Origin of the sequence: Flavobacterium sp. LHD-85 (genome assembly GCF_030929595.1) — a bacterium.
Classification (GTDB): domain Bacteria; phylum Bacteroidota; class Bacteroidia; order Flavobacteriales; family Flavobacteriaceae; genus Flavobacterium.
The window spans coordinates 871,574-884,739 of record NZ_JAVFVR010000001.1; the positions used below are offsets into that span (position 1 = coordinate 871,574).

Below are 13,166 nucleotides of genomic sequence, written 5' to 3' on the forward strand. Positions count from 1 at the left end.
ACCTCGCAAAATATATCAAAAAAAAAATGCCTCTCATAATGAGAGGCATTTTACAAACTTAGGCGGTCTGGACGGGACTCGAACCCGCGACCCCATGCGTGACAGGCATGTATTCTAACCAACTGAACTACCAAACCCTGCGTTATTGCGAGTGCAAAAATACAACAGATTTTCGTTTCTGCAAGCGTTTTTTCAAATAAAATTTAGACAAATTTTTAATTGGTTAAATTCCAATATTTTAAAAATTCACTTTAAAAGCAAAATAGAAGAAGTTTCTTTCTTTTTCTTAATCAAAAAGGTTTTTTCCATAGAAATATTCATCCCTTTATTCAACATAGCCCGTGGTTTTAACCACGGGAGACGTATTTATACACATTGCATTCCCGTGGTTAAAACCACGGGCTATGTTTTAATATATGATAGAAAATCTTTGTGGAGTTACTTGCGGAGATTTGCTTCGCCTATTCGCTATCGCTCGAGTCTCCTTCTTCGAAATAACAAACAGTACGTTAAAATTATAATTACAATAAAACAGAAAGTCCGCAAAGCTTAAAAAAAACTTTGCGGACTTTGCGTAAATCTTAGCGCTCTTTGCGGTAAAAACCAAAAAAACCAAAAGTGTATTAAATCAAAAAAGCCATCCACAAAAGTGGAAAGCTTTTCATTGGTCTAACTACTAAACCAGCTACGAGTTACAAAGTCGTAGCAAAACAACACAACTAATCTTAGATACCGTTTTTGGGCAAAAAAGCCTTTCTTAATAGAAAGGCTTCTCCCAATATTGCGGTCTGGACGGGACTCGAACCCGCGACCCCATGCGTGACAGGCATGTATTCTAACCAACTGAACTACCAAACCTCTGCGTTATTGCGGTTGCAAAGATATAACAGAATTTCGTTTCTGCAAGTGTTTTTATAAAAAAAATGAAATTATTTTTTAAAATATTATCCAAAGTTTTGTTTTTCAACCAAATATGTAGTCAATATTTTTTCAAAATTATCGCCAACATTTACCGGAACGTACTTAATTTGGTTCTTTGCACAAGTTAAAGCCAAGTTTTTAAAATAGGCTTCTACCCTTTTTTCATATTGCTCTTTTACGTTATCAGCAAAAATCGAAACCTCTTCTCCTGATTCTAAGTCGATAAACTTTCTTGGCGTGTTATCAAAATCAAATTTCAGTTCGGTTTCATTATCAACTACATGAAATAAAACTACTTTGTGTTTGTTGTGTTTTAAATGCTGCAATGCGTTGAATAATTTCTCATCATCTTCGGTCTGAAACATATCGGTAAACAAAATAATCATAGAACGGCGGTGCATTTTCTCCGCAATCTGATGCAGATATGTAATCGTATCAGTCGTTTTTTTAACTTTTGGCTGAACCAATAATTCTTCCAGTTTATTCAAAAGCATTCTATGATGACGGTCGCTTCCTTTCTCTGGGGCGTAATATTCATATTTATCCGAGAAAACGCTCAAACCAACAGCATCGCGTTGTTTCTTTAAAATATTCATTAAAACTGCCGAAGCCAAAACGGCAAATCCAATCTTCTTTTCATAAAAAGGCTGATTCGATTTCAGTTCAGGATAATGCATCGATGAAGAATTATCAACAATCAAATGACAGCGTAAATTGGTTTCTTCTTCAAAACGTTTCGTGTACAAGCGATCGGTTTTGGCAAACAATTTCCAGTCGATATGTTTGGTGCTTTCGCCCGCATTGTAGACTTTGTGCTCGGCAAATTCAGCTGAAAATCCATGAAACGGACTCTTGTGCATTCCCGATATAAAACCTTCCACAATCTGATTCGCCAACATTTCAAGATGCTGAAAACTGGAGACTTTCTCTATTTCCGATTCGATTTTCATTCGGTTTCTTTTTTAATATTTTGTGCTTTATAAAGCAAATCTGTCGCCTGAAACAATTTGCGTTTCAAGATCGGACTAAAATTAGGGTTTTCTTTTAAGAATCGCTGTACTTCATCAAAAGCATATTTCGAAGAATATTTCCCAACCGTATTATCCAGCCAATCTTTCGGAAAGAAAATATCTCCCGTACGCTGAATTTCATCAACCAAATCTAGTGAAAATCTAATATATTTCTGCGCACTTTCCTGACGAAGGGGATGATTTACATTTGCCAAACCAGCAGAAACCCAAGATTCTTTCTCTCGGTTTGCATCGTCTTTTAAAGATTCTATAAAAGCATTTCGAACCGATTCATCTTTCGATAATGACGGAAGCAAAAACTCAAAACGCTTTTGTTTGTCCGGATTGGTAAATGAAGTTCTGGTTTTCTCCAAGATTTCATCAGCTTTTGGATGTTGGAAAATCGCCAGATTCATCGCCATGTTGGTATAATCGTCTTCGTTTAATTTCAAATTCGGAATCGAAATTTCTTTACTCCAAACTTTGTACAAACTTGTTTTTCCTAAATCTGAATAAGCCACTGAGCTAAACAAACCAAACAAAGTCTTTTTGATATTAGGAGATAAGTCAGATGGCAAGCGCGTAAACAAAGTATATACTAGCTTTTTTTGACTAATCATCTGTTGTTTCTCTGTAAAAAATCTCCAATATATAGTGTTTATATTGTTAGTTATAATTCGCAAAACCAGTTCATTTTCTTCTAATTGAATTCCTCTGAAATAACACCTAAATGCATCATCAGGAGAAATGTTTCCAATAAGCATATTTTCATAAAGATTACTGTAACTTGAAGCTCTTGCCATTTCATCTTTCAAAGAAGCAATATAATTCAAATTATTCCCGTCAAGCGGAAAAACACCATATCCAAAACCGTTATAATTATAAACAACAGCGAGCGGTTTTTCAAGTCCTATAGTTTCTTTTACAACCGTATTTTTATCATTAATATTAACAGATAAGACCTTTACCTCTTTAGCATAAACTAAACCAATCTGAAAAACCTGAGGCCAGATATTCTCTGATTTATCTTCTGCTTTTTGCTGAATTTCAAAGCTTTTGATTCGGTTTTTAGCATCATATTCTATTTTATCTGTAAAAATCGCTCTTCCGGATTTGTTTACCCAGACATCGCTCCATTTTTTCATATCAAGCGGTGTTTCAGCATCAAGAATTTCTACGAGATTATTCCAATCGGCGTTGTCATTGGCGTATTTCTGAATGTATTTTTGAATTCCTTTCTGAAACGCTTCTTTTCCCATTGAAGCTTCCAACTGACGCATCATAATTGGCGCTTTGTTGTAAATAATAGCTCCATACAATGAACCTGCATTCTTTAAATTCGCCAAATGCTGCTTGATCGGATGTGTTCCTAAAGATCGATCTTCCGCGAAAGCGCTTGGATAATGTGCCGTAAAAAACTGCAGATTATGATTGACTTTCGGAAAAATCGGATTCATAATTTTATCGGCCATGAAGTTGGCAAAAACCTCTTTCATCCAAACATCGTCAAACCATTTCATCGTAACCAAATCGCCAAACCACATGTGTGAGGTTTCGTGTGCGATCAATTTTGCACGATTTAGTTTTTCGCTGTCGGTTGCGCTGTTGTCCAAAAACAAAGTCGATTCTCTGTATTGAATCGCCCCAACATGTTCCATTCCGCCATATTGAAAAACGGGAATCGAAGCGAAATCTAACTTCTGAAACGGAAATTTACGATCGGTATATTTTTCTAAGAAATCCAAAGATTGTTGATGCAAATTGAAAATAGTATCAGCGCTTACGCGAAATTTCTCAGGACTGTTTTCACGATACAGCATCATCATTTCTAAACCTGGTTTTTGTGTCACGCTTTTGAATTTTCCAGCTACAAAAGAAAATAAATAGGTACTCATTTTGTCTGATTCTCCAAAAGTGTAAGACGTAAAATCACCTTTTTCGAGTTTCTCCACAACATCGGCTCCAGCTAAAACCGACCAATCTTTTGGCACAGAAAGCCTCAATTTATAAGTCGCTTTCAAATCAGGCTGATCAAAACAAGGAAATAAAGTACTCGCGCGGTCTGGAACTAATAAAGTGTACAGAAAATCATCATTTCTGTTTAATGATAAATTACCCGCAATAAATGAAATTTCAATTCTATTTTTTCCTGAAGTCAAAGCCGAAACAGGAATTATAATATGTCCGTTTTCGTAAACAATCGAAATCTTTTTCCCGTTTGCTTCAATTGTTTTAATGTTCAAAGTTTTTTCTTTAAAATCTAAAAGCAAAGGCTGACTTAAATCAGATAAACTCAAATTTACAATCAAATTAGAGTTTATATTTTCTGTTTTCTGATTCGGAATTTCGAAAAACAAAGTGTAATGAAGATCTGAAATCTGTTTTTTGCGAAAATGTGCCAGCTGTTCAGAAACACCGTTCTCAACTAATTCACTTGCTTTTGATTGAGAAAAACTATTGAAAATCAATATAAAAAAACAAAGAAGGCTGTAGAAAATTTTCATTTTTAAGGAATATAAGATTTGCTAAAATTAGCAAAAGCATTGATTTTTCGCAAACAATTATCGCAACAATATTGCATTTAAAAATAAGATTTCTATATTTGCAACATTATTGCATTAAACAGCATAAAAAACCTCATCTAGAAGTTAATCTTCACGAATGAAAAAGAAACTTAAATTTATAAATCTCTTGATGCCTTTGATTGTATTGTTCGCAATACTTTTTCCGGCTGTCCATTCGTACGAGCATATTTTAGACACTCATTCCTGTAAAGAAAAATTAGAGTTTTCTGTTTCCGAAAAACCGCAATTCAAAGCCAAACTGCATTCGTTTCATAAATGTTCGATTTGTGATTTTAAGTTCAGCGCGGTTGGCACATTTGAGATTAATATTTTTCAGTTTTTCAAGAATAATCCTGTTGTAAAACACATTGTTTTTTACAGCAAACCTCATTTTGCATTTTTTAAGGGCGCTCTTTTCTCACTTCGAGCCCCACCTTTTACACTTTAATATTTTTTTTGTGTTCCCGATTGTTTTGCAATTCGGCATATAATTGTTTTTATGATTTAAAAATCTAAAAACATTCAATAGCTATTACATTCGTTTTAAGCATTTAATACAATGTATTGATATTGATATTGATATTGATATTGATATTGATATTGATATTGATATTGATATTGATATTGAAATAATTTTTCTACACAAAAAAACTTCCAAATTTTTATCGATTAACATATTAGAACTAAAACTTAATTCAGCTTTTAGTTACCAGTGTGCTGTTTGACTAGAGAAAAGATATATGTCGCCTCGCTGAGGCTTTTGCATAGGTCATAAATTCTTTTTTACAAATATTTCGTCCCGCTGGGACTTACCCAAAAATGACAAATATATTTCTACCAATATTTTGTCCCTCTGGGACTTATAAACTCTGCAATAGGCTTCCTGTATAACCCAAATACCCTTTATAAAATGATCAAAATCAAATCAGAAAAAATGAAAACAACAAAACTCATTCTGGCTTCGCTCTTTGCGGCAGTTGCTTTTACAAGCTGCAGTAATGACGATTCAGAAGAAAAACAGGCAATTCCAACTGTTGACAAAATCGAATTAGGTCTTAACAATAGCGAAACAGCAACTACTGGCGCAGATTTCCATTTTAATGCAGAAGTAACTGCTGCTGATAAAATCGAAAATGTACAAGTAAAAATTCTACAAAAAAGTACCGAAACATACTCGAAAGTCTGGTCGCACGAAATTACGTGGACGCAATATGCGGGCGCAAAAAACGCGACGGTTCACAAACATTTTGATATTCCAGAAGATGCTGTAGCAGGGAAATACGACTTCATCATTATAGTAAACGATCAAAACGGAAACAAGCTAGAAGTGAAGAAAAACTTAACCATTATAAATTAAAAACATGAAAAAATTAAAGCTTTTAATGGGCATTTTGGCTCTTACTTTTATTTCATCCTGCTCCAGCGACAAAGCCGAAATCGACAGCGAATATCCCGTAATTGATAGTACTGGAGCAAATGCTTTTCCGATTCAATGCAGCACGATCGAACGCGGAAAAACCTTCACATTTAAAGCCACTTTTAATGATAATGTCGCTTTGGGTTCTTACAGCTTAGACATTCACCACAATTTCGATCATCATACGCATAGCACGGAAGTTAACACCTGCGAAACCGAAGCTGTAAAAAGTCCTGTAAAACCAATGCTTTTTATAAACAATTACACCATTCCAAACGGAGTAAAAAGTTATGAAGCAACAGCACAAATCACCATTCCTGCAGATGTTGATCCTGGAGATTACCATTTTATGATTCGCTTGACGGATAAAGAAGGCTGGCAGACGCTGAAAGGTTTAAGTATTAAAATTTTATAAGATCAGATTAATGAAGAATGCCCTATCCATTTATTGGAAATTTTGTTTTTTACTCATCAGTTTATTAATTACAACAGAAGCTATTTCTCAAAATCAGCCTTCAGAAAAGAAACCAGAAATCAAGGAACTTGACGAAGTTTTAATCAGCAACAATTCTGTTCAAAAAAGCAAAAAAGAAGAATCGCTAAATGTTGAAACGGTAAACAATAGTTTCATTCAGCGTAATCTTGGCGGAAGTCTGATGCAGTCTTTGCAGAAATTACCTGGCGTTAAAACTATTTCTATTGGTTCTGGAGGTTCTAAACCGCTTATTCGTGGTTTGAGTTTCAATCAGGTTATTGTGGTTGAAAACGGCTTGAAACACGAAGGCCAGCAATGGGGCGCAGATCATGGCTTGGAAATCGATCAATATGCTGTAAATCGGGTAGAAATTATAAAAGGTCCTTCTTCATTTATTTACGGATCTGATGCTGTGGGCGGTGCGATAAATATTAAACCCTTGCCTCTTCCGTTGCAAAATACTTTTGGCGGAAGTGTTGACCTTACTGGAAAAAGCAATAATGCGCAATTTGGAAGTTCTATTAATTTATTTGGAAGAAACAAAAACTGGTTCTTTGATTCGCGTGTTACCACAATGGATTACGGCGATTATCGTGTTCCGACCGATGTGGTTCATGTGTACAGTTATGCTGTTCCGTTATATAAAAATCATTTGCGAAATACGGCTGGGAAAGAACTTGATTTTCATTTGAGTACAGGATATTCTGGAGAACATTTTAAATCGGTTTTCTATTTCAGCAATGTGCACACCAAAAGCGGATTCTTCGCGAATGCGCATGGACTCGAACCTCGAAATGTAGATCTAGAATTGCACGACAAATCGAGCCGTGATATTTTGATGCCTTATCAGCAAGTCAATCATTTAAAAGTTAGCAATACGACTTCTTTTCAGTTGGGAAATCATGCTTTTGAAACTCAGATTGGTTTTCAGAATAACTTTAGAAGAGAATATAGCCATTATGTAAATCATGGTTATATGCCACCTATTTATCCTCAAGACATGTATGCACCGCAGGATTTGGAACGCCAATATGATAAAGATGTCTGGTCGTTTTCTGCTAAAGATGAATTCAGAATGAATAACCATCAAATTACGGTTGGTTCGAATGTAATTTTTCAGCAAAATGAAATTGGCGGATGGAGTTTTTTAATTCCTGCTTTCACTCAATTCAATGCTGGTTTATTTGCTTACGATAAAATTGAACTGAACGAAAAATGGTTTTTAAACGGCGCTATTCGTTACGATTACGGAAAAATCAAAATGAAATCGTATTACGATTGGTTTCAAAGTCCAGTTTCAGAAAACAATCAAACGGAATTGGAATATTTACAGCGTTCTCAGGATTTGACTAAAAACTTTGACAGTTTTACGTGGTCGATTGGAGCCAATTATAATCCTGGAAAGCTTTCGCTGAAGGCCAATTTGGGTTCTAGTTTTAGAATGCCAATTGCCAAGGAACTGGCTTCAAACGGTGTAAATTATCATTATTTCCGATTCGAAAAAGGAAATCCGAATCTGGATGCAGAACGTTCGTATCAATTGGATTTGGGAATGGAATGGAATCAGCAAAACTGGTCTTTTCAACTGACTCCGTTTGTGAACTATTTTCCGAATTTCATTTATCTGAATCCAACTTCAGCTCATGATATTTATTATGGCGCAGGAAATCAAGTTTTTGAATATGAACAAAGTAAAGTCTTTCGTTATGGCGCAGAATTGCAGACTCGCTATTATTTCCTAAAATCTTTAAGTGCAGAAATTGGCGCCGAATATCTTTATTCGGAACAAAAATCAGGAAGTAAAAAAGGCTATACACTTCCGTTTTCTCCGCCGCCTTCTGTTTTGTTTGGATTGAATTATGAACCTCAAATCCCTTTTTTAAAAGAACCATATTTTTCTGTTGATTATCGCTTTACAGCAGAACAAAATAATATCGTTCCGCCTGAGAAAAAAACGGCTGAAAGTCATGTTTTTAATGTGGCTTTTGGTTCAAAAATTAAAACAGGAAAACAGGATATCAGCCTCAATATTCAGATCCAAAATTTATTTAGTACAAGATATTTAAATCACACCAGCTTTTACCGACTTATCGAACTTCCAGAAGCGGGACGGAACATTATTGTTTCTATGAAGATTCCGTTTTCGATTTCGCGATAAGCAAACCATTCAAAACTCAATTATTTACAAATTTTAAATCCTTTATTACAATGAAAAACAATTTTTACAAACTGCTTTTTTTATTCGCTTTGTCGCTTTTTGCCATTTCGTGCAGCAACGACGATGACAACCATGACGATCACGATCACGATCAAGACACTTCAGAAGAACACACTTTTGTTAGAGTTTTACTTTCTGACGAAAAAACTACAGCGCTAACGCTTTTTGATCCGCATGAAGATAAAATCAGTTCTTTTACGGCAAAGTTTGCTAAAGCCTCTTTGTACACAACAGAATCTGGACGTTATGCAGGAATTGTTCACAGAGACAATAATTTTGTAGAAACTTTCGACAGCGGATTAGAATTGCACGGCGATCACATTGATGTTGATGATGTTCCGAAATTTGGAGTTTTAGCGACAAGCGCATTAAAACCAACGCATTTTAAAAGTAAAATTGGAGAAATCTTAACTTTTAATGACGGCGACGGAACACTTTCTGTTGGTAAAGAAGCAGATGTAAACAAAGCTGGTGCAACATTCAAAACGATAAACGCAGGTTTATTAGCGCATCACGGTGCAATGGCGACTTTTACAAACGGAACTTATGCCATTACGGTAAAAGACAATTCGGTTACGGGAACGCTTCCTGAAAAAGTAAAAATTATTGACAATACCGGAAAAACACTTTTTGATGCTAAAATTCAAACAAAAGGAATTCACGGAAATGCTTCAGATGGCGTTTATGCAGTTTTTGGTTCGTCAAGCGGAATTTTGGTTGTAGAAAGTAACGGAAACCAAAAACTAATCGATCATCCAGCAGATTTTGGAACGGCTTGGTTCGGAAGTATTTTAGAAACAGCTTCGGCAGGAAAATTCATTGGATACACTGCTGCAAAAGGTGCTTATTTAATTGATGTTGTTGCTGGTACAGTAAAACCAATTATTGCGAACACAACCATTATGCAATGTAAAACAAGTTACGATCGTAAAAAACTGGCTGTTTTATTGCATTCTGGAGAGTTTAAACTTTATGACATCAGCAGTTTACAACCTGTAAAAGAAACTAAAGCAACAACAGAAACAGCTACAGATGCTACATTAAAACCTCAAATGGCAGTTACAGACCGTTTTGCTTACATTACTTCGCCATCAACTGGAGAATTAGTACAAGTTAACCTTACTACATTGGCAATCAAAAAGACTAAGGTTTCTAGTACGCCTTATATGATTACGGTTTTGGGTTATGAAAACAGCGAAACCCACAGCCACTAATTGATTTTAAAGTAACTTTTTCAATTATTCTAACACATAGAAACATAGCTTATCTTTGAGCGTAGAGGCGTTTCACTTATTTAAAACCACATAGCTATGTGTAAAAACTAGTTTTCTCTAAACTCTTTTATAAGCATAAAATCTATGTTTCTATGTGTTTAAAAAAGCTCAGCACATCAAAATAAAAAAGGTCCAACTTTCGTCGGACCTTTTTTATATTAATCGTAATCTAAGATTACAATAAAGCGTCTAAACTATCTGCGTAGGTTTGTTTCGGAGCTACTCCTACTTGTTTTCCTACTACTTCACCGTTATGAAACACCAAAACGGTTGGTATGTTGCGCACACCATATTTTGCAGCAAATTCTTGGTTAGCATCTACATCTACTTTACCAACCACAACTTTACCAGCGTACTCATCGCTTAATTGGTCAATGATTGGACCAACCATTCTACAAGGACCACACCATGCTGCCCAAAAATCTACCATTACTGGTTTATCTGATTTTAAAACTACTTCATCAAAAGTAGCATCTGTTATTGCTAATGCCATAATATATTAAGATTAAATTACGTCTGAAATATTAACTTTCAAACTACAGTACAAATTTAAAAATTTAAAATAAATCAAACACCATTACTAAATTAGTTTTCGTTATAAATGTATTATCATTAATTATAAGCTAGATAACTTTAAAATTACAATTTATTTACCTGAAAATCAAACCAATAAAAAGTTAATGTTTTTTGTAGTATCTTTAATACATTCAAAATTCAGCTACTATGAAAGAAGCTTTATCCAAAACCAAATCTTTTCTGCAATCTGATTCTTTTAAAAAATATGCCAAACGTTTTGGATATTTTATCTTGGGCTTAATTGCAATACTTTTGCTCGCCTGCGGAGGTTTGTCGATATATTTTAACCGAAATAAAGCCGAAATTATCGCCAAAGTCAATACCAAAATCAACGAAAATATAAATGGCAAGTTTCATATTGGCGATTTTCATTATAAATTTCTAACTGGTTTCCCAAACTTTACATTGGCGCTTAATGATGTCGAAATAAAAGACAATCAATGGCAAAGCCACAAACATACTTTGCTGAGAGCAAAAGAAATCGAAGCGCGTTTGAACATTTTTAGTTTGCTGCAGCACGAAATCAACATTCATAAAATCTTAATCAACGACGCCGATATTTATATTTATAAAGCCGAAAACGGTTATTCTAACGCCAATATTTTTAAACCTAAAAAGAAGAAGCCAAAAACCGATAAAGAAAAACCCGAAACGACAATTGACGAAGTGAACCTCAACAAAGTTCATGTTATTATTGATAATCATCTGGGACATAAATTGTTTGATTTTGATGTGGCGAGTTTAGAATCTAAAGTAAATTATGGCGATGACAACTGGCAGACGAATCTGTATTTGAAAACTAAAATTAATAGTCTAGCTTTTAATACTATTCACGGAAGTTTTGCTAAGGAGAAAGTTCTGGAAGGCAATTTTGATATTTCGTATGCCGAAGCCAATCAGAAAATAGATATTAAAACCAAAGGACTTAAAATTGGTTCCGATGTTTTTGATATTATCGCTTTCTTTAATATCGGAAAAAGCAATTCGCATTTCGGAATCAATATCGGAACGGATATTTTATGGCGAAATGCGTCCAATTTATTATCGGCAAACATCAGTTCGAAACTTAACCAATTCGACATCAAAAAACCAATTAAGGTAAACTGCGATATAAAAGGCGATTTGAATGTAGAAGGCGATCCTAAAATTGTGGTGCAGGCAGACATTCGTGATAACGAAGTGAGCATTCCTGACGGTTTATTTACCAATTGCAGTTTCAAAGGAATTTTCACTAACACTTTTAAACCCGAAAAAGAATCCAGCGATCCAAACTCTGCTATTATTCTTACCCATTTTAAAGCCGAATACGAAAGCATTCCGTTAACAATTGCGCAGGCAGTTATTAATAATCTCGAAAAACCGATTGCCACAGGAGTTGTAAATTCTGACTTTGATATTTCGAAACTCAACGGACTGATGAATGAAAAAATTATTCATTTTGAAAGTGGTCATGCCAAAGCCAATTTGAAATTTCAGTTTGATATTGTCGATTTGTACATCAATAAACCAAAATTTACAGGTGATGTTGATATTGCTGATGCTACATTCGATTATCTTCCAAAAAGAATTCATGCCGAAAAAACGGCAGTACAATTGTCCTTTACGCAAGAAGCGCTTTACATTAAAAAAATAGCCTATAAACACAAAAAGAACATTATTCGCATTGACGGAAAAATTGATAATTTCTTGAATCTCTATTACGATGCACCCGAAAAAATGGTCGTAAACTGGAATATTTATTGTCCAAATATTGATGTGAAACAGTTTTTAGGCGTTCTGCAAAATTCTCCAAAACAAAAAGTGGTAGAGAAAAAACCAGTGAAAAAGAATGTCAATTTTACGAATCAGTTACGATCAGTAATAGAAAAATGTGCTGCTGTAATTAATCTCAAAGCCGATAACATCACCTACGGATCGCTAACCGCAACCAACACTCGGGCCACAATCCAGATGCTAAATTCTAAGATCCTGCTCAAAAACGGAACGCTGCAGACTTCTGGCGGAAGCATAAACTTTAGCGGTTCTGTTGAGCCAAGCGGAAATCGTTATGTCTTTACTTCGAACGCGCAGGTAAACCGTGTAGATATTGCAAGTTTCTTAAGGTCTTTCAACAATTTCGGAATCAAATCTTTCAGTCCCAAAAACATTCGCGGACGATTAACCAGCAATGCTAATGTTGCGGGTTTAATGAGCAATACAGGCGATCTGATTGTCAATTCTATGAAAGGAAAACTAGATTTTAATGTCAATCAAGGTGCTTTAATCAATTTTGAACCAATTATGAAAGTAGGCAAATTTGCTTTTCCGTTTCGTGATGTCGAGAATATTACTTTCAGCGATTTAGCGGGTTCGCTTAATTTGCGTGGCGAGCAAATCGATATCCATAAATTGACTATAAGTTCGAGCGTTCTCAACCTTGATGCAGAAGGCGTTTATTCTTTCGGCCGAGGCACCAATCTCGCCCTCACAGTTCCGCTAAGAAACTCTAAAAACGACGCCAAACTCGCCACCAAAGAAGAACGAAAAGCCGTTCGCGAACGCGGTATTGTCCTACATTTGATTGCTTATGATAATGAAGGAAAAATGAAGGTTAAGTGGGGGAAGAAGGATAAAGGGTGATAAAAATTCATTTTATAAAATTTCGTATTTCATGGTTAATATTAAGTTGAAAACTAAATATTTTTGAGGCCAATTGTACGCAGGTCAATTGT

Annotated in this window: 9 protein-coding genes and 2 tRNA genes; 6 read left to right on the plus strand and 5 right to left on the minus strand. The window is 35.1% G+C overall.

Translation table 11 applies throughout. The features are described 5' to 3' along the window. Positions 1-63: 63 nt before the first annotated feature. From RB618_RS03730 to RB618_RS03745, 4 genes are all read right to left on the minus strand, one after another. Positions 64-137 (minus strand) — tRNA-Asp (locus RB618_RS03730). Positions 138-784: 647 nt separating this feature from the next. Further along, a tRNA-Asp gene (locus tag RB618_RS03735) sits at positions 785-858 on the minus strand. Between the two features lie 86 nt (positions 859-944). After that, positions 945-1,871 (minus strand): DUF58 domain-containing protein, encoded by a 927-nt coding sequence (locus RB618_RS03740; RefSeq protein ID WP_111375851.1) that lies wholly within the window; start codon positions 1,869-1,871, stop codon positions 945-947. Continuing rightward, complete coding sequence (locus RB618_RS03745) at positions 1,868-4,435, minus strand: M1 family aminopeptidase (RefSeq protein ID WP_308067537.1); 2,568 nt, start codon at positions 4,433-4,435, stop codon at positions 1,868-1,870. Before RB618_RS03745 ends, RB618_RS03740 begins: the two co-directional genes overlap by 4 nt. A gap of 157 nt (positions 4,436-4,592) precedes the next feature. On the opposite strand from RB618_RS03745, the gene RB618_RS03750 reads away from it, so the two are divergent. The 5 genes from RB618_RS03750 (at position 4,593) to RB618_RS03770 (ending at position 9,819) form a co-directional block, all read left to right on the plus strand. Continuing rightward, positions 4,593-4,943: a hypothetical protein gene (locus RB618_RS03750; protein ID WP_308067538.1), complete on the plus strand. Its 351-nt coding sequence runs from the start codon at positions 4,593-4,595 to the stop codon at positions 4,941-4,943. A 486-nt stretch (positions 4,944-5,429) separates the two neighbouring features. Next, positions 5,430-5,852, plus strand: a complete 423-nt coding sequence (locus RB618_RS03755; RefSeq protein WP_308067539.1) for a DUF4625 domain-containing protein — start codon at positions 5,430-5,432, stop codon at positions 5,850-5,852. Between the two features lie 4 nt (positions 5,853-5,856). Continuing rightward, on the plus strand, positions 5,857-6,327 hold the full coding sequence (locus RB618_RS03760; RefSeq protein ID WP_308067540.1) for a DUF4625 domain-containing protein: 471 nt from the start codon (positions 5,857-5,859) through the stop codon (positions 6,325-6,327). A 10-nt stretch (positions 6,328-6,337) separates the two neighbouring features. After that, complete coding sequence (locus tag RB618_RS03765; protein WP_308067541.1) at positions 6,338-8,545, plus strand: TonB-dependent receptor domain-containing protein; 2,208 nt, start codon at positions 6,338-6,340, stop codon at positions 8,543-8,545. A 50-nt stretch (positions 8,546-8,595) separates the two neighbouring features. After that, the gene (locus RB618_RS03770) at positions 8,596-9,819 is read left to right on the plus strand and encodes a hypothetical protein (RefSeq protein ID WP_308067542.1); all 1,224 of its coding nucleotides are present in this window, start codon (positions 8,596-8,598) and stop codon (positions 9,817-9,819) included. Positions 9,820-10,054: 235 nt separating this feature from the next. Here RB618_RS03770 and trxA read toward each other — a convergent pair whose 3' ends face one another. Continuing rightward, on the minus strand, positions 10,055-10,372 hold the full coding sequence (gene trxA / locus RB618_RS03775) for a thioredoxin (RefSeq protein WP_012023423.1): 318 nt from the start codon (positions 10,370-10,372) through the stop codon (positions 10,055-10,057). 230 nt (positions 10,373-10,602) lie between these two features. Here trxA and RB618_RS03780 point away from each other — a divergent pair, with 230 nt between their 5' ends. Next, entirely contained in the window at positions 10,603-13,074 is a 2,472-nt protein-coding gene (locus tag RB618_RS03780; RefSeq protein ID WP_308067543.1) for an AsmA family protein, read from the plus strand. Positions 13,075-13,166: the final 92 nt, after the last annotated feature.

What these genes read in the sequence shown, in the direction of transcription:
- trxA (WP_012023423.1), bottom strand. Translation starts at nt 10,372, where the DNA reads ATGGCATTAGCAATAACAGATGCTACTTTTGATGAAGTAGTTTTAAAA.
- RB618_RS03770 (WP_308067542.1), top strand. Translation starts at nt 8,596, where the DNA reads ATGAAAAACAATTTTTACAAACTGCTTTTTTTATTCGCTTTGTCGCTT.
- RB618_RS03765 (WP_308067541.1), top strand. Translation starts at nt 6,338, where the DNA reads ATGAAGAATGCCCTATCCATTTATTGGAAATTTTGTTTTTTACTCATC.
- RB618_RS03755 (WP_308067539.1), top strand. Translation starts at nt 5,430, where the DNA reads ATGAAAACAACAAAACTCATTCTGGCTTCGCTCTTTGCGGCAGTTGCT.
- RB618_RS03760 (WP_308067540.1), top strand. Translation starts at nt 5,857, where the DNA reads ATGAAAAAATTAAAGCTTTTAATGGGCATTTTGGCTCTTACTTTTATT.
- RB618_RS03780 (WP_308067543.1), top strand. Translation starts at nt 10,603, where the DNA reads ATGAAAGAAGCTTTATCCAAAACCAAATCTTTTCTGCAATCTGATTCT.
- RB618_RS03740 (WP_111375851.1), bottom strand. Translation starts at nt 1,871, where the DNA reads ATGAAAATCGAATCGGAAATAGAGAAAGTCTCCAGTTTTCAGCATCTT.
- RB618_RS03745 (WP_308067537.1), bottom strand. Translation starts at nt 4,435, where the DNA reads ATGAAAATTTTCTACAGCCTTCTTTGTTTTTTTATATTGATTTTCAAT.
- RB618_RS03750 (WP_308067538.1), top strand. Translation starts at nt 4,593, where the DNA reads ATGAAAAAGAAACTTAAATTTATAAATCTCTTGATGCCTTTGATTGTA.